The sequence below is a fragment of the Bacillus sp. BPN334 genome (genome assembly GCF_008368885.1).
Lineage (GTDB): Bacteria > Bacillota > Bacilli > Bacillales > Bacillaceae_G > Bacillus_A > Bacillus_A wiedmannii.
In genome coordinates this window covers 240,586-265,574 of the sequence record NZ_QOZW01000012.1, presented here as the reverse complement: position 1 = coordinate 265,574, position 24,989 = coordinate 240,586, and the positions used below count along the sequence as shown (strand labels likewise).

Annotated in this window: 22 protein-coding genes and 1 pseudogene; 13 read left to right on the top strand and 10 right to left on the bottom strand. The window is 36.7% G+C overall.

Going from position 1 to position 24,989, the window contains the following annotated elements; all coding sequences use genetic code 11:
• The first annotated feature begins 67 nt into the window (after positions 1-67).
• Positions 68-2,068 (top strand): YhgE/Pip domain-containing protein, encoded by a 2,001-nt coding sequence (locus DN393_RS19145; RefSeq protein WP_149173767.1) that lies wholly within the window; start codon positions 68-70, stop codon positions 2,066-2,068.
• 40 nt (positions 2,069-2,108) lie between these two features.
• Here the strand turns inward: DN393_RS19145 and DN393_RS19140 are convergent, their stop codons facing one another.
• From DN393_RS19140 to DN393_RS19130, 3 genes are all read right to left on the bottom strand, one after another.
• Positions 2,109-2,489: a VOC family protein gene (locus tag DN393_RS19140; RefSeq protein WP_098103009.1), complete on the bottom strand. Its 381-nt coding sequence runs from the start codon at positions 2,487-2,489 to the stop codon at positions 2,109-2,111.
• Between the two features lie 44 nt (positions 2,490-2,533).
• Positions 2,534-3,691, bottom strand: a complete 1,158-nt coding sequence (locus DN393_RS19135) for an acyltransferase (protein WP_098103010.1) — start codon at positions 3,689-3,691, stop codon at positions 2,534-2,536.
• Positions 3,692-3,855: 164 nt separating this feature from the next.
• Complete coding sequence (locus DN393_RS19130; protein ID WP_000649365.1) at positions 3,856-5,073, bottom strand: dicarboxylate/amino acid:cation symporter; 1,218 nt, start codon at positions 5,071-5,073, stop codon at positions 3,856-3,858.
• A 224-nt stretch (positions 5,074-5,297) separates the two neighbouring features.
• On the opposite strand from DN393_RS19130, the gene DN393_RS19125 reads away from it, so the two are divergent.
• The 4 genes and pseudogenes from DN393_RS19125 to DN393_RS19110 all read left to right on the top strand — a co-directional run.
• The gene (locus tag DN393_RS19125) at positions 5,298-5,600 is read left to right on the top strand and encodes a PTS sugar transporter subunit IIB (protein WP_048563423.1); all 303 of its coding nucleotides are present in this window, start codon (positions 5,298-5,300) and stop codon (positions 5,598-5,600) included.
• 14 nt (positions 5,601-5,614) lie between these two features.
• Positions 5,615-6,916 carry a PTS cellobiose transporter subunit IIC gene (gene celB, locus DN393_RS19120; RefSeq protein WP_064476180.1) on the top strand — a complete coding sequence of 434 codons (1,302 nt, stop codon included), beginning with the start codon at positions 5,615-5,617 and terminating at the stop codon, positions 6,914-6,916.
• Between the two features lie 9 nt (positions 6,917-6,925).
• Entirely contained in the window at positions 6,926-7,243 is a 318-nt protein-coding gene (locus tag DN393_RS19115) for a PTS lactose/cellobiose transporter subunit IIA (protein ID WP_064476181.1), read from the top strand.
• A 109-nt stretch (positions 7,244-7,352) separates the two neighbouring features.
• A pseudogene (locus DN393_RS19110) lies at positions 7,353-7,520 on the top strand (DUF3021 family protein); the annotation flags it as partial.
• A 93-nt stretch (positions 7,521-7,613) separates the two neighbouring features.
• On the opposite strand, the gene speD reads toward DN393_RS19110, so the two are convergent.
• A complete protein-coding gene (speD, locus tag DN393_RS19105; protein WP_064476183.1) occupies positions 7,614-7,985 on the bottom strand; it encodes an adenosylmethionine decarboxylase in 372 nt (123 codons plus the stop codon).
• Between the two features lie 27 nt (positions 7,986-8,012).
• Entirely contained in the window at positions 8,013-9,269 is a 1,257-nt protein-coding gene (locus DN393_RS19100; protein ID WP_149173766.1) for a polyamine aminopropyltransferase, read from the bottom strand.
• A 398-nt stretch (positions 9,270-9,667) separates the two neighbouring features.
• Here DN393_RS19100 and DN393_RS19095 point away from each other — a divergent pair, with 398 nt between their 5' ends.
• The 5 genes from DN393_RS19095 (at position 9,668) to chbG (ending at position 13,883) form a co-directional block, all read left to right on the top strand.
• Entirely contained in the window at positions 9,668-9,970 is a 303-nt protein-coding gene (locus DN393_RS19095; protein WP_001023569.1) for a PTS sugar transporter subunit IIB, read from the top strand.
• Between the two features lie 16 nt (positions 9,971-9,986).
• Positions 9,987-11,294 (top strand): PTS cellobiose transporter subunit IIC, encoded by a 1,308-nt coding sequence (gene celB / locus DN393_RS19090; RefSeq protein WP_064476185.1) that lies wholly within the window; start codon positions 9,987-9,989, stop codon positions 11,292-11,294.
• 183 nt (positions 11,295-11,477) lie between these two features.
• On the top strand, positions 11,478-11,801 hold the full coding sequence (locus DN393_RS19085; RefSeq protein WP_000989050.1) for a PTS lactose/cellobiose transporter subunit IIA: 324 nt from the start codon (positions 11,478-11,480) through the stop codon (positions 11,799-11,801).
• Positions 11,802-11,804: 3 nt separating this feature from the next.
• On the top strand, positions 11,805-13,130 hold the full coding sequence (gene celF, locus DN393_RS19080) for a 6-phospho-beta-glucosidase (RefSeq protein ID WP_000145757.1): 1,326 nt from the start codon (positions 11,805-11,807) through the stop codon (positions 13,128-13,130).
• A gap of 48 nt (positions 13,131-13,178) precedes the next feature.
• Positions 13,179-13,883, top strand: a complete 705-nt coding sequence (chbG, locus tag DN393_RS19075; RefSeq protein WP_088047794.1) for a chitin disaccharide deacetylase — start codon at positions 13,179-13,181, stop codon at positions 13,881-13,883.
• A gap of 38 nt (positions 13,884-13,921) precedes the next feature.
• On the opposite strand, the gene DN393_RS19070 is transcribed toward chbG, so the two are convergent.
• Positions 13,922-15,103: a chromate transporter gene (locus DN393_RS19070; RefSeq protein ID WP_149173765.1), complete on the bottom strand. Its 1,182-nt coding sequence runs from the start codon at positions 15,101-15,103 to the stop codon at positions 13,922-13,924.
• A gap of 189 nt (positions 15,104-15,292) precedes the next feature.
• On the opposite strand from DN393_RS19070, the gene exsM reads away from it, so the two are divergent.
• Positions 15,293-15,706: an exosporium regulatory protein ExsM gene (gene exsM, locus DN393_RS19065; protein WP_064476189.1), complete on the top strand. Its 414-nt coding sequence runs from the start codon at positions 15,293-15,295 to the stop codon at positions 15,704-15,706.
• A 100-nt stretch (positions 15,707-15,806) separates the two neighbouring features.
• Here the strand turns inward: exsM and DN393_RS19060 are convergent, their stop codons facing one another.
• The 3 genes from DN393_RS19060 to DN393_RS19050 form a co-directional block, all read right to left on the bottom strand.
• A complete protein-coding gene (locus DN393_RS19060; protein WP_103655674.1) occupies positions 15,807-18,482 on the bottom strand; it encodes a sigma-54-dependent transcriptional regulator in 2,676 nt (891 codons plus the stop codon).
• A gap of 104 nt (positions 18,483-18,586) precedes the next feature.
• Positions 18,587-19,324 (bottom strand): polysaccharide deacetylase family protein, encoded by a 738-nt coding sequence (locus DN393_RS19055; protein ID WP_149173764.1) that lies wholly within the window; start codon positions 19,322-19,324, stop codon positions 18,587-18,589.
• Between the two features lie 207 nt (positions 19,325-19,531).
• Positions 19,532-20,605 (bottom strand): glycosyltransferase family 4 protein, encoded by a 1,074-nt coding sequence (locus tag DN393_RS19050; protein WP_016718934.1) that lies wholly within the window; start codon positions 20,603-20,605, stop codon positions 19,532-19,534.
• Between the two features lie 587 nt (positions 20,606-21,192).
• On the opposite strand from DN393_RS19050, the gene DN393_RS19045 reads away from it, so the two are divergent.
• Together DN393_RS19045 and wecB are read left to right on the top strand one after the other, a co-directional pair.
• Positions 21,193-22,563 (top strand): UDP-glucose dehydrogenase family protein, encoded by a 1,371-nt coding sequence (locus DN393_RS19045; RefSeq protein WP_149173763.1) that lies wholly within the window; start codon positions 21,193-21,195, stop codon positions 22,561-22,563.
• Between the two features lie 74 nt (positions 22,564-22,637).
• On the top strand, positions 22,638-23,753 hold the full coding sequence (gene wecB, locus DN393_RS19040) for a non-hydrolyzing UDP-N-acetylglucosamine 2-epimerase (RefSeq protein WP_088047796.1): 1,116 nt from the start codon (positions 22,638-22,640) through the stop codon (positions 23,751-23,753).
• 40 nt (positions 23,754-23,793) lie between these two features.
• Here the strand turns inward: wecB and DN393_RS19035 are convergent, their stop codons facing one another.
• On the bottom strand, positions 23,794-24,927 hold the full coding sequence (locus DN393_RS19035) for an LCP family protein (RefSeq protein WP_064476193.1): 1,134 nt from the start codon (positions 24,925-24,927) through the stop codon (positions 23,794-23,796).
• Positions 24,928-24,989 lie beyond the last annotated feature (62 nt).

The window sequence follows — 24,989 nt, the reverse complement described above, 5'->3', positions numbered from 1 at the left end:
ATGGGCGTGTATAGTAAATCTGTTAAACCATTCTAATGGTGTTAAATTAGGAGAAGGAGTATGTTTCATGAAGGGAATTCAACTTATATTTAAAGATTGGAAAGCGATGTGGCATCATAAACATGGACGTATCGCTTTAATTTTTTTAATAATCGTTCCTTTAATTTATTCAGGATTCTTTTTAGCTGGATATTGGGATCCATACGGACGATTAGATAAATTACCTGTTGCAATTGTAAATTTAGATAAAGGTGCTGCGATGGATGAAAAAACAATTCATGCAGGAGACGATTTTGTCAAAAATTTAAAAGAGAATAAGGAACTAGCTTTTCATTTCGTGTCAGAAAAAAATGCTGATGAAGGGTTAAAAGAAGATAAGTATTATATGGTCGTTACGATTCCAGAGGATTTCTCTAAGAAGGTAAGTACACTTATGGATGAGAAACCAGAGCCAGCGCAGCTTCAGTACAAAGTAAATCCGGGTAAAAACTTTGTAGCAGCTCAAATTGGAACGACAGCTGTTGAAAATATGAAAACAAAAATTTCAAATAGTATTACGAAATCTTATACAGAAGGTGTCTTTTCAAAGTTTCAAGATTTGGCACAAGGATTGAGTGATGCAAGTAATGGTGCTGAGAAGCTGCATGAAGGAACGACAGATGCAAAAAATGGGGCGAATCAGCTTGCAGATGGTATTCATCGTTTAAGTGACGGGGCATCAAAAGTGAAAGAGGGAAGTGAAAAACTTGCTTCTAGCCAATCTGCCTTAAGTGGCGGCGCAAATGAGCTGAGTGAAGGGGCAACCTCACTTCATAGTGGTATGGCGTTATTAGCTCAAGGTGAAAAAACTTTACAATCAGGGGTTAGTGAATTAAGTGCTGGTACAAATGAATGGGTGAACGGAAGTGAGAAACTTGCTGAAGGGCAAGTGAAAGCGGACAATGCAGCAAATAGTGTAAAACAACAATTAGAAGAGTACGTGAAAAGTCATCCGGAAGTGCAGCAAGATCCTGCTTTTCAAAAGATGATTGCTACTTCTAACGGATTAGCTAAAGCAGTAAACACTTTAAATAATAGCCAACAACAATTGACACAAGGAGCGAAGAAGCTCGCTGAAGGTCAGAATAAGATTGAAGAAGGTATGAATACATTCGGAGTTAAGTTAAGCGAAGCTACTGCTGGAACGAAAAAGATAGCAGATGGTGCAGCAAATGTAGCAGATGGATTTACGAAGTGGGGAAATGGATTTACATCCCTGCAAGAAGGTGTAAATCATCTTGCAAGTGGCGGAACAGAGCTGAATCACGGGGCTGATCAGTTAACGAACGGACTTGTTAAACTTGACGATGGTGCGAAAGAACTTTCTACAAAATTAGGAGAGGGCGCAGAGAAGATAGCGGATGTTCGCAATGATGATGCCCGTAATACGATGTTCTCAGAGCCGGTTCAGTTAGTGAAGTCGACAGTTTCTGATGTGCCTAACTACGGTTCAGGCATTGCACCATACTTTTTATCACTGGCATTTTATGTTGGTGGAATTATGGCATCGAATATTTTACCTCTTGGCCGTAGACAAAATATGAAGGTAAGCGGAACAGTACATTTTATTAATAAACTAGGATTGGTATATTTAATTGGACTTATTCAAGCATTACTTGTGGATGTGGCTGTGCTAGGAGTTATGAAATTAGAAGTTGCAAGTGTGCCACTCTTTGTTTTATCAAGTATCGTTATTTCCTTTACGTTCATGACATTTATTCTTATGTTAGTAACGGTATTTGGTCTCGTTGGAAAGTTCTTAGCAGTAACACTTCTCGTCCTGCAATTAGCGACGAGCGGAGGGACTTTCCCAGGAGAATTAAATATAGCTGTTCTTAGCAAAATTGGACAGTTTCTCCCAATGTCCCATTCTCTTAGAGGATTACAAGATGTTATCTCTTTAGGAGATTGGTCACAATTACAAATGCAAATTTTAATATTGTTATGCTATCTCGTTGTTGCTGGCGGAATTGCTTGGATCACGAGTCATATACAACATAGGGAAACGAATGCAGAACAAGTTTCTTAAAATGAAAGAAGCTATCCGTTTTTTTAGGATAGCTCCTTTTTTATTTACGTTCCATTACCGCAAAGTAATTATTTTCATTATCAGCAAAGTTGAATGCTCTACCTGTAGGTAAATCTACAACTTGTCCAACTATAACGTTTTTCTCAGAAAGATCTTTATACAGTTGATCTAAGTTATTAGAGAAGAACATAAGTGAAGGCGTATGTAAGTTTAATTCAGGTTGCATCTTCGCAATTAACGCTTTATCGTGAAGGACGATGCTTGTGCCTGCTTCCTTCGTTGGTGCAATTTCAATCCAGCGAAACCCTTGTCCGTTATTTTCTTCTGCAATCATTTGGAATCCTACTGTCTCAGTCCAAAATTGTACTGCTTCATCTTGATTATTTACATATAACATAATTTGTCCAATTTGATTAATCATAGGTGTGTGTCCTACTTTCTTTTCTTGTATGGAATTCTATTATATCAAAGATATGGTTTGAATACTTTTTCTTGATTTTTCCGAAGTACAATCTTAGCCCATTTCATATTTGTCGTAGGGGAAGGCCCTGTAATCCATGTGTGAAATGGTAGTGTACTGCAAATGACCATTGCTGAAATCGAGATTGTGGCCGTTATTGTAAATAATAATAGGCTATATAATATTGTGTTTTCTTGCAGTGTAAATAAAGAAAGAAATTTTGTACATAGTTGTAAGAAGAAAAAGTGAGCTAAATAAGCACCATATGTGTAATTCCCGATAAATCGTAAAGCTTTATACAAGAAACCGCGTCGCTGTACGATTGTAATAGACAGAACGTAAAGTATGATAATTTCGCATACAATATATAAAAACATAGACGGTTTTAAATAAGTCGAAACGGTTAAATGAATAGAGTTTGCTCCGTAAAAACTAAATAACTCATAATTGATGAATAGAAATAAGACGAAAAATAACATTGTTATAAGCGGGATATGTTTCATGACAAATAAACGCCAAGTTTTTAGTGCGACAGCAGCGATTCCTCCCATGACGAAATAGAATGAGTAGAAGAAGAAGGAACGATCTGTATAATGTAAAATGGTTGAGCTAGTCAATTTCTCTCCATTAAAAATGTAGTGAGAAGAATACCACATTAAGAGGAAATATAGAGAAGCAAAGATGGTCATATATTTATATATGTCTTTTTTATTTTCTGTTCGTTTTTGAAACCAATAAAATAGTGTGCACAGCAAAGGGAACAATAAATGAATTTGGAACATCATAATCACGTACCAAAGATGGGGCGCGGCTGTTCCGAGTAATAAACTTTTTATTCCGCTTTGTAGTGTAATCATATCGTTTGTTGTTAATAAGTAAAGAATAGACCAGAAGAAATAAGGAATGAGTAAATGTGCGGCTTTTTCATAAATATATTCTGTATAGGCTAGTTGCTTTGTATATTGCCGAATTAAGTGAAAGCCAACGATAAATATGAATGCAGGTGCTGAAAATTTTGCAAGGTTGAATAGCATGCCCATAATGAGGGATTGCTCAAGTAAGACATTTCCTTGATGCATTGTGTATAATAAGGAACTTTGCAAAACGACAGCAAGGAATGCAATGCTTTGCAAAATTTTAAATTCTGGTGCGCTTTGAGTCATTATGTCCATCTCCTTTTCCATACATGATTATAGTACGGAGAATGGATAATAGGTGTGGAATATTTGTGAAGATTATAACAAATTTGTGGCGGAATGGATTATTTCGATATATTTATCACAACAAAAAAGAGGATGCTCGTTTGGAGCATCCTCTTTCCATTTTATTAAGCAAATTTATTTTTGATCCAGTTTTTACCTTCTACAAGGCGAGCTGTCATTACGGCACAAGCGTTATCTGCTGTTACGTTTAACATCGTTGCAGGAGGATCAATGATTGTACTAATTGCTGCGATAATTGGCAATGCTTCTGGCGGGAAGCCGTATAGAGAAACGATTAACATTTCACCAATCATACCACCACCTGGAATGGCGCCCATTACTGTTCCTACTAATAGAGAAACAACAAGTGCAATTGCTAATGTTTTCGGTCCTTCGAATTCCATGTTGAAAATACCGAATAAGAAAGCAATTTTTAATACGCCACCTAAAACAGATCCGTCTTTATGAAGTGTAGATCCAAGAAGGACAACTGTTTCACGAACGTCAGAAGAGATACCCATTTTCTTCGTTGCTTCTAAGTTCGCTGGAATACTTGCGGCACTACTACAAGTTGCAAGAGATGTAACTGTAGGAGAGACCATGTTCTTCCAAAATAATTGTACACCTTGTTTGCGACCCGCAAGGTATGCATAGAACGTGAAGAATACAAAGAAGTAAATGAGAGACGCTGGATAGTATACCATTGCTGCTCGGAAATAAGTTCCAAGAAGTTGTGGTCCGAATTCACCAACTAATGCCGCGAAGTAAGCAGCAAGTCCGATTGGAGCGTAGTACATAATGAAAGATACAACTTTCATTGAAATTTCTGCACCAGCTTGTAAGAATGTAGCGAATGGTTTTCCTTTTTCACCAACTGCTGAAGTTGCAACCCCCATTAAAATAGAGAAGAAAATAAGAGCTAACATATTTTCACGAGATAGTAACTTCGAGAAATCAGATACTGTTATAATACCAACAATTTGATCCGCAACACTAACAGCTTTTTCAGCTTTATCGGGCTGCGTTAGTTCTAATACAACACCTTGTGCTGGCGGAAATACTTTCACGACAATAATCATAAAAATAGCAGCTAAAATACTTGTAAATAAGAAAGTTCCAGCCATACTAGACATAATTTTACCGAAACGTTTTAATCCATCCATATTAGCAATAGATGACGCGATGCTAAAGAACACTAAAGGTACAACAATCGTAAACATTAAGTTTAAGAAAATGTCACCAAGCGGCTTTAAAGCAACGGCATCGGCACCCATGAAATAACCAATGAAACCACCAATTAGGATAGAAGATAATAAAATAAGCGGAAAGCGATATGCCTTCATAAATATATCCTCCTATCAATTAAAAAAATCATACTGAATTATTATAGCGAGTTAGAGCCCTCTTTACTAGGAAAATACCGATAGATGGAATAGCGTGAAAAACGAGAAATTTTTGTTTTTGAGCTCGGCATACAGCAGGAAATCTAGACATATATATTTGTAACCTAGTGGTGGCAAAGGATGCACCGTAACTTAGGTTTGGAAAAAGGGGGGAGGGAAAAGGGATGAATATTTTACTTTGCTGTGCAGCGGGAATGTCTTCCAGTTTGATTGTTACTAAAATGGAGAAAGCAGCAGAGGCAAAAGGGATAGAGGTAAAGATTTGGGCAGTATCAGGTTCTGAAGTAAATAGTCACATAGATGAAGCTGACGTACTTTTACTTGGACCACAAGTACGTTATTTATTACCGAAAATGAAAGAGTTATGTAAGGAGAAGGGAGTACCTGTTGATGTCATTCAATCTGTCCATTACGGGCTTTGTAATGGAGAAGCTATCTTACAAGCAGCTTTGTCAATGAAACCATGAGGAGAGTGGGATAGATGATACGGTTTTTAGAGAAATATGTAATGCCAGTAGCGGGAAAGGTTGCAGAACAGAGGCATTTGCTAGCAATTCGTGATGGACTTGTATTGACGATGCCTTTCTTAATTATAGGATCATTTTTCCTCATCATTAGTGCTTTACCAATACCAGGTTATAATGATTTTATGGCAGGTTTGTTTGGGGAGAATTGGCAGAGGGCTTTGGGGTATCCAGTTAGTGCAACTTTTAATATAATGGCTTTAATAGCTGTTTTTGGAATCGCTTACAGACTTGGAGAATATTATAAAGTGGACGCTTTAGCATCCGGGGCATTGTCGCTTGTGACGTTTTTACTTGCGACGCCATTTCAAGTTGCATATATTATACCAAGTACAAAAGAGAGTGTACTTGTAGAAGGTGCTATCCCAGCTGCGTTAATGGGAAGCCAAGGGTTATTTGTAGCAATGATTATTGCACTTATATCTACTGAACTTTATCGGTTTATTGTACAAAAAAAGATAATTATAAAGATGCCAGAGACAGTTCCGCCAGCTGTGACACGTTCATTTGCCGCGCTTGTTCCAGGATTTATTGTTGTAACGGTTATTTGGATTTTACGCTTAATTATAGAAAATACTTCTTTTGGCAGTATCCATAATATTGTGGGGCAAATTTTACAGGAACCACTTAGTGTACTTGGTGCTAGTCTTTGGGGCGCAATAATAGCTGTTATTCTCGTTCATGTTCTTTGGTCATGTGGAATTCATGGAGCTACTATTGTTGGTGGTGTAATGAGTCCGGTTTGGTTGTCGTTAATGGATCAAAACCGAGTTGCTTACCAAGCAGGGCAAGATATACCAAATACGATTACTGCACAGTTTTTTGATTTATGGATTTATATGGGCGGATCTGGTGCGACACTTGCTTTAGTTATTGGAATGTTATTGTTTGCACGAAGTCAGCAATTAAAAAGTTTAGGTAGATTGTCAATTGCACCTGGTATATTTAACATTAATGAGATGGTAACTTTTGGTATGCCGATTGTCATGAACCCAATTTTACTAATTCCATTTATATTGGTTCCAGTTGTGTTAACAATTGTTTCTTACTTTGCAATGGAATGGGGATTAGTTGCTCGTCCGAGCGGGGCTGCTGTTCCTTGGACGACACCGATTCTGTTTAGCGGATATTTAGGATCGGGTGGGAAAATTTCAGGTGTTGTGTTACAACTTGTTAATTTTGCGCTTGCATTCTTCATTTATTTACCGTTCTTAAAAATATGGGATAAACAAAAAGTAGCGGAAGAAAAGGGGGAGTAAAGAAGTAAAATGGATACGATAGAGACGAAAGCTTTTCATTTAATTTTGCATGGGGGAAATGCGAGAAGTTGTTCAATGGAAGCAATTGATTGCGCAAAGCGTGGGGAATTTACAGAAGCAGAAGCTAAATTACAAGAAGCGTTAGATGAATTAAAAGAGGCACACCGTGTACAAACGGATCTCATACAGAAAGAAGCTGGTGGTGAAAAGACCGAAGTTACCCTTCTGATGGTGCACGCGCAAGATCATTTAATGAATGCAATTACGGTGAAGGAATTAGCGAGTGAATTTGTAGAATTATATAGGAAGATGTCGATGTCTGAATGAACCTTGCGTATGCAAGGTTTTTTTATGTTGTATTAAGAGACAGTTATGACGAAACAAAAACCACTTACGCAGGATTATATTTATTATTTCCAGGTTTATGTAAAAATGAATAGGAACATTTTTGCCTACAGCCATTTGGATTGGATGGGTTTCAAATCGTTTCGGTCCGATTCTTGTTTGTATAGGAAGTTTTATTGTTATTTACTTCATTATATGGTTTATGATGATGTTATACTGGAAGCGAAAAATCGAGAGATTAAACCATCAATTAAGGTGAAAAAATATGTATGTTTCTGTACCATCAGTGGAATGGTCGTTCCACTGATGGTATTTACAATCCTCCTTTTTCACAAATGAGTAAGAGTGATAATTAATCGGTTGTAACAATCTCTCCTATACCACGAATTAGTTTTTTTATATTCATCTCATTTGGTTTTAATATACTTACGATATAATCAATCGCTATTTGCGGTTCAACGGTCGTACCACACGTATAACAGTCAACGGCTGCAAAGTTTTTTTCTGGATAAGTGTGAATAGAAAGGTGGCTTTCTGATAGTAAAACTAAGACAGTAACACCGTACGGTTCGAATTCTTTTGCACTTACGTTTAAAACATGGGCACCTGAGTGATCAGCAGCGGTAACTAAATGATATTCTAAAAAGTGAACATCATCTAATAGGGAAAAGTCCACTCCCCATAAATCTACTATTATATGCTTACCGAAAGTAGAGTATTCCATAAGATAGCACTCCTCACTATAATATCGTTAAAACTCCATTTCTTTTTTATAACACTGATGTAGGATAAGGTTTGATTCTGAATTTAAAAGGGCAAGGTTACGCTGTTCGAGATGTTCTTCTTTAAATTGAAATAAGGGAGAAAGAAGAGAAGGTAATGTTTGAGGAGTTGGTACAACATATAATTGCTCAATTTGATCAAGTACATATTCAGAATTAGCCGCAATATGAAATCCCCAGTCAGTTCCAAAAGAAGGAACGATTGTATGATAACTTTTCACAGTTAATCCAGCATGTTCAATTGTGTTACCGATACTCCAATATACAAGGGGTGCATCAGCAGGTGAATTAGATTGACAGACGAACGCGCCATCTTCTGTTAAAAACGTAGCGATACGAGCAAAAAGTTCACTTGTATATAAAGTACTTAACAACTCTGTCGCTGGGTCTGGAAAATCAATAATGATTACATCGTATAAAGAGGAAGGAGAATTCAGAAATTTCTTTGCATCGCATACGTGTGCATTCACACGATTATCAAAAAATGCGCTTTTGTTCAAAGAAACTAATTCAGGAACATTACGAGCCATATCAATCATCGATCCATCTAAGTCAACAAGGTCTACATGTAGCACAGTTTCATACTTCAAAACTTCTCGTAAGGCAAGGCCATCGCCACCACCTAATATGAGAACACGTTTTGGATCAATTACTTTTGACATAATCGGATGCACAAGGGCTTCATGATAAATTTGTTCGTCAACGGAACTGAATTGTAGTTGTTTGTCTAAATATAAACGGACATCGCTTACTTGTAACAAAGTAATATTTTGATAATTACTTTGTTCTGCAAATAAACTCGTATGCTCGCCATTTTGTATCTGTTGTAGAGAAATTGCATCCCATACATCTAAGTTGTGTGAACTTGTTTCTATTATAGGTTCCAATTGTTCTTGTTTGTCCTGTTTATCTTGTTTATTTTGCTTGTCCTGCTTGTCTTGTTTATTTTGCTTGTCCTGTTTGTCCTGTTTATTTTGCTTGTCCTGTTTGTCCTGCTTGTCTTGTTTATTTTGCTTGTCCTGTTTGTCTTGTTTGTTTTGCTTGTCTTGTTTGTCCTGTTTGTCCTGTTTGTTTTGCTTGTCCTGTTTGTTTTGCTTATCCTGCTTATTTTCTATTTCCTGTTGTTCTAGTTCAAATTTGTCAGAGTCTAATTCAGAACGCTTGTCTTTTTTATAGCTTGTTATTCTATAAATCTTTATTTTGTTCTGTTTTCTATGTTTTGGCATAGGAATCCCCTTTCGAATTTTGTTATTTTATTCTATTCTATGTAATTTAGTAGAGGTGGCTTGGACAATAGATAGAAGAATGTGTTTAAGAGAGGTTTATTTTTTCAATAGATTTTCACGCTAAAAAAATTTTAGTGTTTTTTTGTTTTGAATACAACTAGACAACTAAACACTAATCTATTTTCATACAGTTATGTGTTAAAAGCGTGTTGTTTTATAACACACTGTGTGTTTTTTTGGTGACACACTAATTGAAAGCGTTAACACACAAAGAAAACAGTCGGAAAAGTGCTGATTTTAGTGGTTTTAAAAAGTTGGCACGCTAATTGCATTAATAAATAGCGTAAAGAAAAATAAATAAACATAAATTTTTTATACTACACAAGGGGGATTTTTAAATGAATATTTTATTATGTTGCTCAGCAGGGATGTCTACAAGTTTACTAGTTACAAAAATGGAAGCGGCTGCAAAAGCTCGCGGTCTAGAAGGAAAGATTTGGGCTGTATCTGGGGATGCAGTAAAAACAAATATCGATCAAGCAGATGTATTATTACTAGGACCACAAGTTCGTTACATGCTTTCTTCAATGAAAACGCTTGCTGATGAGAGAAACGTTGGAATCGACGTTATTAATCCAATGCACTACGGCATGATGAATGGAGAAGCAGTTTTAGATCACGCATTAACACTTAAAAAATAATTAGGGGGGAAGCGAAATGCAAAAGTTTATTGCATTCATGGAGAAATATATTGTTCCTGTAGCTGGTAAAATCGGATCGCAACGTCACTTAGCTGCGATCCGTGATGGATTTATTGCAGTTATGCCACTTATTTTAGTTGGTGCACTGGCATCACTAATTAATGGTTTTCCGTCTGAAGCTTTCCAAGAGTTCATGAAAGGTTTGTTTGGTGAAACGTGGAAACAAGTTGGCGGTGGAATGTGGACTGGTTCTTTCGCAATTTTAGCACTAATCATAGCATTTACAACAAGTTATAACTTAGCAAAATCTTACGGCGTTGATGGTTTGTCAGCAGGTATTATTTCATTTGGTGCGTTAATTATTCTTACGCCAACAACACCGAAAGAAGGCGGATTGAACTTAGCTTGGACAGGGGCACAAGGGCTATTCGTAGCAATTATCGTGGCACTCCTTGTTACTGAAGTATTCCGTTTCTTTGTACAAAGAAACATTACTTTTAAAATGCCTGATGGAGTACCGCCAGCAGTTTTAAGATCTTTCGCAGCTATAGTTCCAGCATTTGTTATCTTAACAGTAGTTGCAGGTATTCAATTAGCAGTGAAATTAGCTGGTACAAGTGTTCATGAATTTATCTTTAATACGATTCAATCACCACTGCAAAGTTTAGCAGGGACATTACCAAGTGCAATTATCATTGTACTCCTTGTTCATCTTCTTTGGTTCTTCGGTTTACATGGGCCAAATATCGTTGGTGGTATTATTGAGCCATTATACTTACCGGCATTAGAGAAAAATATGAAGTTATTCCAAGGTGGTACATCTGCATTTGATGTTCCAAACATTATTACAAAACCATTCTTTGATACTTTCGTATATCTTGGTGGTTCTGGTGCAACATTAGCGTTCTTAGTGGTCGTATTAATTGTAGCAAAAAGTGCACAATTACGCGGTGTATCTCGCTTATCAATTGGACCAGGTGCATTCAATATTAACGAACCAGTAATCTTTGGTACACCAATTATTTTAAATCCAATTTTATTCTTACCGTTTATCCTAACACCAATTGTATTAGTAATTACTTCTTATACAGCAATATCTATTGGTTGGGTACCAAAAACAGTTGTGATGATTCCATGGGCAACACCACCAATTATTAGTGGTTATCTTGTAACAGGTGGACATCTTTCAGGTGCAATTCTACAGTTATTCAACTTTGTAATTGCGATGGTAATCTACTATCCATTCGTTGTATTATCTGACCGTTCTGTTGTTCGTACTGAAAAAGCAGCAGCACAAGGAAATAACAACTCTGTACCTATGTAACATAGTAATTGTTCTCACGGGTAACATTATCTGTGAGAACAATCACCTTTATATCATGTTCAGAAAGATGAGACCCATCTACAAGAACACCAAACTATCATTCATAAAATAATAATTTAATAGAAATGTTCAAACTGAAGGGGTATTTCAATCGGTTGAACCATAATAGAGAGGGCGGTAATTATGATGACTACAGCAGAACAAATTCCATTCCAATTAATTTTAAATAGTGGTAATGCACGAAGCTTTGCGATGGAGGCACTTCAATTTGCCAAACAGGGGAAAATGGCAGAGGCTGATGAAGCGATGGTAAAGGCGAAAGAAGCGATTAATGAAGCGCATCATTTCCAAACAGAGCTCATACAATCAGAAGCAAGAGGAGAAAAAACAGAGATTAGTGTTCTTTTAATTCATGCACAGGATCATTTAATGAATGCGATTACAGTAAAAGAATTAGCAGCTGAATTTATTGACCTTTATAAAAAGTTAGAAGCGAAAGGGGAATAAAGCATGACTGGAATTAAAATTGCTACAATCGGCGGTGGATCTAGTTATACACCAGAGTTAATTGAAGGATTTATTAAGCGTTATGATGAGCTTCCTGTTCGTGAAATTTGGTTAGTAGATATTGAGGCAGGAAAAGAAAAGTTAGAAATCGTTGGTAACTTAGCGAAACGTATGGTGAAAAAATCTGGTTTACCAATCGAGGTACATTTAACACTTGATCGCCGTGAAGCATTAAAAGATGCTGACTTCGTAACAACGCAGCTTCGCGTAGGTTTATTAGAAGCTCGTGCAAAAGATGAAGCAATCCCATTAAAATATGATGTAATCGGTCAGGAAACGAATGGTCCTGGTGGTTTATTCAAAGCACTGAGAACGATTCCTGTTATTTTAGATATTTGTAAGGATATGGAGGAGCTTTGTCCGAATGCATGGTTAATTAACTTCGCGAACCCAGCTGGTATGGTAACGGAAGCTGTGCTTCGTTATACAAATATTCAAAGAGTAGTTGGTCTATGTAACGTTCCAATCGGAATCCGTATGGGTCTTGCAAGATTACTTGAAGTAGATGCAAGTCGTGTCCACGTTGATTTCGCAGGTTTAAATCATATGGTATACGGACTAGATGTATATTTAGATGGCGTAAGTGTAATGGATCGTGTGTTAGAGCTTGTAACAGATCCAGAAAAGCAAATTACGATGGAAAATATTGCAGCGCTTAACTGGGAGCCAGACTTTATTCGCGGCCTTCGTGCAATTCCATGCCCATACCACCGTTATTACTACAAAACACGTGAAATGTTAGAAGAAGAGAAAGAAGCTTCTGTTGAAAAAGGTACACGTGCAGAAGTAGTAAAACAATTAGAAGATGATTTATTCGAGTTATATAAAGACCCGAACTTAGATATTAAACCACCACAATTAGAAAAACGTGGCGGCGCTTATTATAGTGACGCAGCATGTAGCTTAATTACGTCAATTTACAATAATAAAGGTGATATTCAGCCTGTTAATACACGAAACAACGGAACAATTGCAAGCTTACCACATGATTCGGCTGTTGAAGTGAACTGTATTATTACGAAAGAAGGTCCAAAACCAATTGCAGTTGGAGATCTTCCCGTACCAGTTCGCGGTTTAGTACAACAAATTAAATCATTTGAGCGCACAACAATTGAAGCTGCTGTTACAGGGGATTATCATAAAGCGCTGCTTGCTATGACAATTAATCCACTTGTACCATCAGATAAAGTTGCAAAACAAATTTTAGATGAAATGTTGGAAGCACATAAAGAATATCTTCCACAGTTCTTCAAAAAGGTAGAGAAATAAAGCGGCGCTATTTAGCCCGCTTTTTTTATTCTATTAGGAGGTATTATGATGATTAAGTTAATTGTAAATGCAGATGATTTCGGTCTTACAGAAGGTACAAATTACGGCATTATTGATGGACATATAAATGGACTTGTAAATTCAACGACAATGATGATGAATATGCCAGGAACAGAGCATGCGGTACGCTTAGCAAAAGAGTATAACCTACTCGGAGTAGGCGTACATCTCGTATTAACAGCAGGGAAACCACTTCTTAGAGACGTACCATCACTTGTAAGTAGTGATGGATTGTTTCATAAACAAAGCGTCGTATGGAAAGGGAATGTAAATCCAGAAGAAGTAGAGAGAGAGTGGACTGCTCAAATTGAGAAATTCCTATCTTACGGATTATCGCCAACTCATTTAGATAGTCATCATCATGTGCATGGATTACCAATCTTGCACGATGTTCTTGAGAGGTTAGCGGCTACATATAATGTTCCAATTCGTCGTTGTGAGGAAGAGCGAGCAGTACGCCCGTTTTCTGACGTGTTTTACAGTGATTTTTACGCGGATGGTGTGACGGAAGATTACTTTGTGAAGTTAAAAGAAAGAGTACAAGGTGAACAAACGGTAGAAATTATGGTTCATCCAGCTTATATTGATCCAGAGCTTGTGAAGCGTTCTTCTTACGTAATGGATCGTGTGAAAGAATTGCGTATTTTAACAGAGAGCGAGTTGCCTGAAGGAATAGAACTTGTGAAGTTTTAATAGAAAAACGACGGCTATATAATGCCGTCGTTTTTTGCTTACAAGATGGATAGAACATACCCGCCAAAGGCTCCGAGTATAACGATAACCCAAGGTGGTGTTTTCCAAAAAGCGAGCAGGCAAAATAGAAGAGACGCAAAAACAAAATCTACAGCGTTTATAATTGTGCTTGTCCAAATAGGATCATAAAAAGCTGCTAATAAAATACCGACAACGGCTGCATTGACTCCAAGTAGTGCACCTTGTATGTAAGAGATTTTTCTCACAATGTCCCAAAATGGTAAAACACCAATAACGAGCAAGAAAGCAGGAAGAAAGATCGCAATTGTTGCGAGTATGGCTCCAAGCGTCCCGTTTAAAACTGCTCCTATATAAGAGGCGAATGTAAATAGTGGACCTGGTACCGCTTGTGTTAATCCGTATCCAGCTAGGAACTGTTCTTTCGTCATCATTCCGTTTTGTACGAACTCACCTTCAAGAAGGGGTAGCACGACGTGTCCGCCTCCAAATACAAGTGCACCAGAGCGATAGAAACTATCAAATAAAGCGATGTAATAAGAGAACGGTCTTACTATTGGTAGCAGTATTAATAGTCCGAAGAATAAGATGAGACAAGAAACTGCTATTTTTTTTGAAATAGGTACTTTTATATTTTGAGATTGGCTAATTGGTTGGTTGCGATATAAAAACCAGCCTATAAAGCCCGATATTATAATAAGGGTGACTTGTGTCCAGCTGCTTGGCCATAATAAGGCGATTGCGGCAGTTACAATCGCAATCGTCGCACGATTTCGGTCTGGCGTTAATTTTTGTGCCATTCCCCATATGGCATGAGCAACAATGGCGACTGCTACAAGTTTTAGTCCGTGAATCCAGCCAGCACTTCCAAGATCGAACTGATTAAGGAATGAGGCGAAGAAAACTAAAACAAGCACAGACGGTAAAGTGAATCCAATCCATGAAATAATAGCTCCTAATACCCCGCCTCTTAATAATCCAACCCCCATACCGACTTGGCTGCTAGCAGGACCAGGGAGGAATTGGCATAGTGCTACTAAATCACCATAGCTTCGTTCATCCATCCATTTTCTTTTTTGTACATATTCGTGGTGGAAATAGCCGAGATGGGCGACGGGGCCACCAAATGAAGTAATTCCTAATTTAAATGAAACGAGAAAAATCTCTAATAATGTGTGAAAAGTGTATTTGTTATTTTTCAAAACGACCTCCGAGAATGTTTTTCTATGTGCATTATACAAAAGATAGTGAAGCAAAAGGAACGATTCTAATGTAAAGATTGTGTGAATCTTTTCTTCGTAATTAAAATTTGAAAAAGTCATAAATGATTATGTATAAACCATAAAGTAGTAGAAGTAGTGCTGGGAAATTTATATGAGGAGAATGCCCGTATGACAACACATTTCTTTGCGAGGTTAACAGGAAAGAGGGAAATACCTCCTGTAAATACAGAAGCTTATGGTGTAACAGAGTTTATATTTAGTGATGATTTAAAGAAATTACAATATCGGATCATATTGAAAAACATCGAAAAAGTTACATCATGCCAAATTCATTTAGGAAAAGCGGATCAAATAGGTCCAGTGATTTTAAATTTGTTTGGTCCAATAAAGCAAGGTATTAGTGTAAATGAAGGAGTCGTGACCGGTGTAGTCAATGTGGAAGATTTTGAAGGCCCTTTACAGGGAAGAGCGTTTGATAGCCTACTTCAAGAAATCATTCAGACAAATGTATATGTAAATGTTTATACAAAGTCCAATAAGAAGGGCGAAATCAGGGGGAGAATCAGAAAAGTAAAGAAGTAGAAAAAAGGCTGTCCATATTTTGGAACAGCCTTTTTTTCTATAAGGTGCAAATTTTAGCGTTTATTATCGTTAAATCGATATATTTAAAAAACTGCTTCGATTAATTTTTTACAGGCTGATTTTTAATGAAGAAGTCCATGATATAAAACACTTCATCATCAGGTATTTGTATTTCAAATGTATTTTCAATTGGTTGTAATGCTTTTTTCACTTTCATATACATCCAGTACTCATCTTGTCTTCGTTTCTCTTTATCTGGATGAGGGAGGAGGCTTTCTCCTTTTTGAAGACGGTCAACCATACAGCTCATATGCAGAATCACACCCATTAAGCTGTCAGGAGTTAGCTGTAAGGAAATTAATTCTTGAATTGTATTTAATGCGTAACGAATTGTTTTAATAAGTAATGCTCCGTCGTTCCGCTGCATTTGTTGTTCCAGAATATCAGCCATTTTTGCATATGTTTCTTCATACGTAATTAATTCTTGAATTGGCTGAATCGCTGTGTAGTTTACAATGTCTTGGAAATGGTATGTTAAGCATGGCACCTGCACATCGAAATTTGTGACGATACAAATGATATTCCGTTCTTTTTTTATATTCTCAATCATTTTCGTTAAATCTTTTTCATGGACGATACTAATCGGAATAACTTCAATTAAGTCTTTGTCAAATCGCAAATAGTTCTCTAACATTTTTTGAATAGCTAAAGCACTGCCTTCCCCAGTTAAACAAGCTGTTAAAATAACAGACTTCATTGGTGATAGTGGCTTTTTCTTTTCTTCTTGTACGTTTAAGTAAAACGGTGTTAAGTTCTTCACTGTTTCATATAATGCATCTAACGAGTAGCCAAGTTGAGCTTTTCGAGCTGCTTCTAGTGCATGTGGAGTGCTTGTCATGGAAAGAACACGTACCGGAATTTTGAACTCAGTTTCTAATATATCACCAATATAAGCGAGCGAGCCCATATCGACGAGTAAGAGAAGTCCATTTACATTTTGGAGTGTTTTCATATACACTTTCACACGCTCTAAGAAATCTTTCGGCGATTCATGTAACGGCATATCGATACCGGTTACTTCCTCAATGCCGAGCAGTTCGTTTGCGACGTTTGCCATTTCTGTTGCGATGCCGTTGCCGTGCGCTAATATTAATACCTTTACTTCTGTTTGTGAGGCAGGAATTGGATCAACAACGAAGAACATTGTTAAAAAGCCTGCTTCATCAATAGGCATTGTTATGTGTAATTCGTCCTCCAGTAGTTGAATACATTGCATGGCTACGGAAAAAGCGTCTTTATATTTCGTACGAATTTGATTTAATTGTGGGTGATGAATTTGTTTCCCAGCTTGTAAACGTTGTAGAGTTGTCTGTACATGTAAGCTTAAAGCGAGAAATACTTTTTCATCAAACGTCTTAGATAAATGCTTTTCAGCAAGTTCCGCAATTCTTTCACATACGGAAACGATATTACGATCCACAATTTTAAAAACATTTTCATGACTTGTTTTTTTGGAAATTTGGTTAAAATATTGTACGAAAAAGCTTTGAATATCATTTTCTATTAGTAATTCTAATTCGTCTTCTTCAATACCGCGAGCTTGAAGTTCTTCGTATTTATAATCAATATAATCGTAAATAGAAGACCGTTTTTCATTCTCTATTTTATGATTACTCCAACCTTCATCACCTGTAAATATAAATGTTTCATTTGGTATTTGGTATAGATGACGGCTCTTTCTTTCAATGAATAGTCCTTCTTTCATATACCAAGGTAAATCTGTACTTGAAACATAGACAGAATCACGTTTCTTTGTCACAAATTCAGAGTAGGCTTTCGCACAGGCAATTTGTACATCCGTTTTTAATTGCCCGATGTTATTGGGGCAATTGTAAAAGACGAAAGCGCGCATTGCATTCGGACTAACGTGAATTTCTTTTCGCAGACGGATTGCTTCATTTGTGAAAAATAGTTGCAGTAAAGCAAATCGTTCTTTATGTGTACGCTCACGAAGTGGTGGTAGCGTAACAGTCATTGGTATACGTCTTGTAAATGTTTTTAATAAAAATGAATTTGGTTCTTCTGTTGTTGCAGTAATGATTAATACTTGTGCTGTACGCTCATTTTCTGTTTCTCCAAGGCGGCGGTATACCCCGCGGTCAATAAAGGTGAAAAGCATTTCTTGTCCCTCGGGAGGAAGGCGATGTACTTCATCTAAGAAAAGGATCCCTTCATGTGCTTTTTCAATTAACCCTTTTTGATCACTTGCCCCTGTATAAGCTCCTTTTTTAATCCCAAATAATTGCCCCAGTAGTAGCTGTGGATTATTTGCGTAATCGGCACAGTTAAAGACGATAAATGGTGCATTTTTAGGAAGCTGTTCAACTTCAATTGCATATTCGTGCATTAAAGAAGCGAACATAGATTTTCCGACCCCTGTTTCTCCTAGCAGTAAAGTATGCATACCGTTTGGAGGATAGAGAATAGAAGCTTTCGCTTTTTCGATTGCGATTTTAAGGCTTGTATTTTCAATTGCAAATGTATCTAATGAAGTCATTTCCTTTGAATGCGTTTCCAACGAAGCGTTCGTTTCTATATAAAAACGAACAGGACGCGTATTTGTTTTTAATAAACGTTTATCTTTTACAAGTTTGTTTAAGTCGCTACTTACATTGGCGCGATCTAGTTGTAGAAGGCTAGCGAGTTCTGATGCGGTTACACCTTCTATATAATTACCTTCTTGTATTGCGTTAAAAATGAGATCTATTCGTTTCATTTCTATTCACCTCGAAAATTCATCGCTATTTAAAATTTTACACAAAAATGGGAAGGGTGGGAAGAGAAAAATAAAACAGCTTTAGCACATAGGCACTAAAGCTGTTACAATCTTGTGTCTTTCCAAAAGTTCACTTCGAGGTGAGAAGATGGATTATAGGGAAGAAGTTTGTATCCTTGTGACTGTAAGTAATCAATTACTTTGGGCAGTATTTGTACGGTTACACTCGAGTCATGCATTAAAATCACTTCGACTTGTTCATCGCTCTGATTACGTACTCTTTCTAGTATGGCAGAAGGAGTGTCATAGCTTTTCCAGTCATATGTATCGATTGTCCAATCCCACATTTTATACTGGGCGGATACAAGTGCATCACGGTAATTCTTTTTTAAGTAAGGCATGCTACCGTACGGGACACGAACGAGATGTGTATTTAATTTTGTAACTTGCTGAACAATATTTTGTGTTTGTTCCATTTCTGTAATTAAAGCGGATGGATCACCAGTGTAAAGGCGTTTTACATCGTGTGACATACTGTGAAGTCCGATATAATGCCCCTCTTTAATTAATCGTTGCATTGTTTTTTTATAATGTGGCACTTTTCCACCAATAACAAAGAAAGTTGCTTTTCCGTTCTTTTCTTTTAAGATGTTTAAAATTTGCGTAGTATATTTGTTTGGTCCGTCATCAAATGTTAAGTACGCGATTTTTTGGATAGGAGAGGTAGTTTCAGTATTTGGATGATGTTCAGCAGGGGGCATTGTAGTTGCTCCTGCATGAGATGACGCGTACATAGTAATCGTTAAAAATAAAATAATGTATTGAGATACTCGCTTGATCATAACATTCACCCTCAGTTTGACAATCAAGATGTAAAAAAGAAAATATAATCCTTTTCTTATTATGTATATCTTTCTCCAATAGTGGGACTCTCAAACAAACTATATTTTGGAAATATGAAATGAGGAGTAAAAAATAAAAAATAGCACCCTCTTATAAGAAAGAGGGTGCTATTTGAATATTTCATAATTGTAAAGGCTATACTACAATTAGTCTTCGCGTTTTTTCACTTTTTTATAGAAGGAAATAAGTGGTTTGTAACGTTCATGTACAAGCCCAATTACTTCAGCAATGATTTCTGTAAAGAAGATTAAAACGAAAAGAAGAATAATGGATAACCATAATGTCGCACTAGAGAAAATGATTGCATTTACACTAAAGAAAATACCGAATGCGTATATAATTAGTACCGTTTTACGATGAGAGAAGCCCATTGCAAGTAAACGGTGATGTAAATGCGATTTATCTGGTGCTGAAATAGGTTTTTTATTTACGATACGGCGGATAATTGCAAATGTCGTATCAAATACAGGTACGCCTAAAATGATAACTGGAACGATAAAGCTGAATAACGTTACACTTTTGTATAATCCAAGTAACGATATAACAGAAATACAGTATCCTAAAAATAGTGCGCCTGTATCTCCCATGAAAATTTTTGCTGGATGGAAGTTGTAGAATAAAAATCCAATTGTACTTGCTAATGTAATTAATGCTAGCGGTAAGATAATAGCGGCTCCAGTGCCCCATGGGCTAGTGAAGGCCATATATGCTAGCGTTGCAAGTACGATAGATGAAATACCAGCAGATAACCCATCTAAGCCATCAATTAAGTTGATTGCATTTGTAATACCTACAATCCAAAATACTGTAATTGGATAAGCAAGCCATCCGAGTTCAGTATCCCCGAGGATTGGAATATATAATACTTGCACTAATAATCCACTTTTTACAATCATTATGGCAACTAATAGTTGTCCACCGAATTTTACCTTCGCAGATAACTCGTACATATCATCTAAAATACCGATGATTACAATGATAATCGCACCTAGCGTTATCGATAACATTCTTTGTTCATATAAGCCGCCGACAACAAATCCTACAGCTACACCAATAAATATCGCTAATCCGCCAAGACGAGGCATAATCTTTTGGTGTACTTTACGAGCGTTTGGCTTATCTGTTGCTCCTATTTTAAAAGCTAACTTAATAACTAAAGGAGTAACGACGAGTACAGTGATGAAAGATGCCAAAATGGCATAAATCACTTGTGAGTCCATTAATACCCCACCCTTTTATAGTCTAACGTAAATTTTTTAATACATTTATCTGAAAATTATGATGTTTATTTACAGGCTCATAACATATGGTATCACAAAAAGATTAGAATTCAATCTTTTTTTCTGTTTACGGTAAATGGAAGCAGATAGAATATATGACAATTGTATACAGAATGTTGAATCATTTGAGAAGGTTAATCGTATTGGGCTTTGGAATATGACATTTTCTCTTTTTCTTCGATAGTGAATACTTTTATTTCAGTATTATAAGTGTTACACGTAGAAATGAGTAAGTTCCGTGTTAAAATGTGGGAATTTATCTGCATGAACGGGCAGTAAGGTTCGCACCTCAAAATTCAGTTGGAGAAAAGAAGTAGGTGGCGATCTTAATTCCTGTAAAAGGCCGATTGGTTTAACTAATAATTAGTCGATGATGGATGCCCCTCACTGAATAAAGTTTCATTTTATATTCTTACATGTAATTTTACAAAAACTTAAAAAAGAATGGAAAAAGTAATTCATATAATAAAGAAGTAAAAGAGTTTTCTCATTTTTAATGTGAGAGGGGGAAGCACAGGGAGAATTCTATGTATTCGTATATTTCCTATTGTATATTCCTGTGCGAAAAGGAAATGAAAATTACGATAATAGGTACCGGATACGTTGGATTAATTACAGGAGTAGGATTGGCAATGTTAGGCCATTCAGTCACATGTTTTGATATAAATGATGAGAAAATGGAACGGATAAAGCAAGGAGATTTGCCTATTTATGAAGCGGGTTTATATGAATTAATAAATGATGCATGTGAGAATGATTGTTTAACTTTTACAACAAGTAGAGTAAAAGCATTTTACGATGCAGAATTTATATTTATTGCAGTTGGAACGCCATCTTTATTAGATGGGACAGCGGATTTAACATATATTCGAAGTGCTTGTGACGATATTGGAACATATGCGACGAACGACATTATTGTCGTTACGAAAAGTACGGTTCCTGTAGGTACAAATGATGTTATGAGGGGATGGATTGAGGAGAAATTACAAAATAGATATGAATTACATATCGTATCGAATCCGGAATTTTTACGGGAAGGTTCAGGGATTTACGATTTTTTTCAGGGAGATCGTATTGTAATTGGAGCAGATAATGAGGAAGCGGCACGAAAAGTGGAGAATTTGTATAGTGAATTACGCTTAAAAACGTATGTTACAGATATAAAAAGTGCAGAGATGATTAAATATGCATCGAATGCTTTTTTAGCGACAAAAATTAGTTTTATCAATGAAATCTCAAATATATGTGAGAAGGTAGGAGCCAATGTATTAGACGTTGCACAAGGGATGGGAATGGATAAGAGAATTGGGGCGTCTTTTTTAAATGCTGGCATTGGTTATGGGGGTTCGTGTTTTCCGAAAGATACGAAAGCCCTTGTGCAAATTGCAGGGAATGTGGCGCATGATTTTCGCTTGTTAAAAGCAGTCATTGAAGTGAATAATAAACAACAGTTGTTATTGATTGAGAAAGCGAAGAAAGTATTAAATATGAACAAGAAGCGGATTGCGGTGCTGGGAGCGGCATTTAAACCGAATACTGATGATATAAGAGACGCACCGTCCCTTATTATGATACAAGAATTAATTCATATAGGTGCGGATGTAGTTCTATATGACCCAAAAGCGATTCCAAATATGAAAAATATCTTTGGAGAGACTATACAATATAGCGAATGTATAGATGAATCGATTAGAGGAGCGAGTGCGGCTTTTATCATGACAGAATGGGAGGCTATCCGAGCTTATCCGTTAGAAAAGTACGCACAACTTATGAGAGAGCCTATTTTATTAGATGGAAGAAATTGTTATACTATTGAGGATGTCAAGAAGCAAGAAATAGATTATTATTCGGTTGGAAGAGAAAGTATTTGTAAAAGGGACTTTTCCGTTATTCGTTAAAAAGGCATGTATTCATGTATATTCTTATATGTCATAATAGAATTTGTAACTAGTGAAAGAAAAGAGGCAATGAAATGACTGAACGTTTAAAAGTAATGACAATTTTCGGGACACGTCCAGAAGCAATTAAAATGGCACCTCTTGTGTTAGAGTTGCAAAAGCATCCAGACAAAATTGAATCGATTGTGACTGTAACAGCACAACATCGTCAAATGTTAGACCAAGTATTAAGTATCTTTGGAATTACGCCAGATTTCGATTTGAATATTATGAAAGACCGCCAAACTTTAATTGATATTACAACGCGTGGTTTAGAAGGTTTGGATAAAGTAATGAAAGAAGCAAAGCCGGATATTGTACTTGTACATGGTGATACAACGACAACATTTATTGCAAGTTTAGCTGCTTTCTACAATCAAATTCCAGTAGGGCATGTTGAAGCAGGACTTCGTACATGGGATAAATATTCTCCATACCCAGAAGAGATGAATCGCCAATTAACAGGCGTCATGGCAGATCTTCATTTCTCACCTACAACAAAATCAGCAACGAACTTACAGAAAGAAAATAAAGACGAGTCACGCATTTTCATAACAGGAAATACAGCGATTGACGCACTAAAAACGACTGTAAAAGAAACATATAGTCATCCTGTACTAGAGAAACTTGGAAACGATCGTCTTGTACTTATGACAGCTCACCGTCGTGAAAATTTAGGAGAGCCAATGCGTAACATGTTCCGTGCAATTAAACGTCTTGTTGATAAGCATGAAGACGTACAAGTTGTGTATCCTGTTCATATGAACCCTGTTGTTCGTGAAACAGCGAATGATATTTTAGGCGATCATAGCCGCATTCATTTAATTGAGCCGCTAGATGTAATTGATTTCCACAATGTTGCAGCTCGTTCATACTTAATGTTAACTGATTCTGGTGGTGTACAAGAAGAAGCGCCGTCATTAGGTGTACCGGTTCTTGTTCTTCGTGATACAACAGAACGCCCAGAAGGTATTGACGCAGGTACATTGAAATTAGCAGGAACAGACGAAGAGACAATCTTTGGTCTTGCTGATGAGTTGTTATCAGATAAAGCAGCTCATGATAAGATGTCAAAAGCATCTAATCCTTACGGTGATGGCCGTGCATCAGAGCGTATTGTAGAAGCAATTTTGCAACACTTTAATAAGTAAATAAAAAAGAGCCAAATCATATGCGATTTGGCTCTTTTTGTTATTGCTGATTTCTCATAATCCACTCTGCATGAGCATTTGTGGATGGAGGAGGTTCAGTTGGTGTTTGGTTCTGATTCTGATTCGTTTCTTTCTTCGCTTTTTCGTTAGAGTTAGCATTTGAAGAAGGATTTGATTGGGTTTTTGTAGTTGGATTTTCTTGAGTGTTTGCTGTTTCTCCTAATTCTTTTTTAATTTCGTTACGTACTGTCTCTACACCGATTGGGTCTGGAAGGAAGTAATAAATCCCACCTATTTTTTTGTCTTCTCCTTCAAGTTTGAACGTTTGTATTGTAGAAGGATCAAACCCAGATAGTTTATTGTAAAGTGCAAGTCCGTCAGAAATAGGAATGTCAGTTTTTATATATTTTCCAACGACGGCCGTTAAATCTTTAATTTTAAATACGGTAGAGGCTGAATTTAGTTTTTGAGCAACAGCGGCTAGTAATTGTCTTTGTCTAGCGGCCCGACCATAATCGCCGTTTGGATCCTGCTTTCGCATACGTACATATGCGAGTGCTTCTTCCCCATTTAAGTCTTGTTGTCCTTGCTTAAATTCGATTTTTTTGTAGTAATCCACGTCCGAACGCTCCCAAAAATCGAATGGGACATCAACAGTAACACCGCCAACAGCATCAACAATACCTTTAAAGCCTTGGAAATCAATTTTAAGATAATGGTCTACAGGCACTTTTAGAAAACCTTCGACAGTTTTGATTGCCATTTCTTCTCCACCGTAAGCGTGCGCAGCGTTAATTTTGTCCTCTTTGTTCTTACCAACAATTGGAACGCGACTATCACGAGGGATACTCATAAGCGAAATCTTTTTAGTTTTAGGGTTGACGGTCGCAAACATTAATGAATCTGTACGACCGTTTTGACCGTCCGTTGCGTAATCTTCTATACCCATAATGAGGAGTGTAAAAGGCTCCTTTGTAATTTCTACATCTTCGGTTCTCAAGTCCGATTTTTCACGAGTAAAACCACTATACATCCCCATGAGAGAAGAGTAGGAATTTAATATATAAAGTCCTACACCACCAAATAAAAATACGAAAATAAGGAAGTAGAAAAACTTTCTTCTTCGTTTCTTTTTTATTCTGCTATTTTGGAGATGATAATAACGTTCTTCCATATATAATCTCCTTAGTTCATTTGTAGGAAAGTAATTCACTACATTAATCTTTAAAGGTGAGG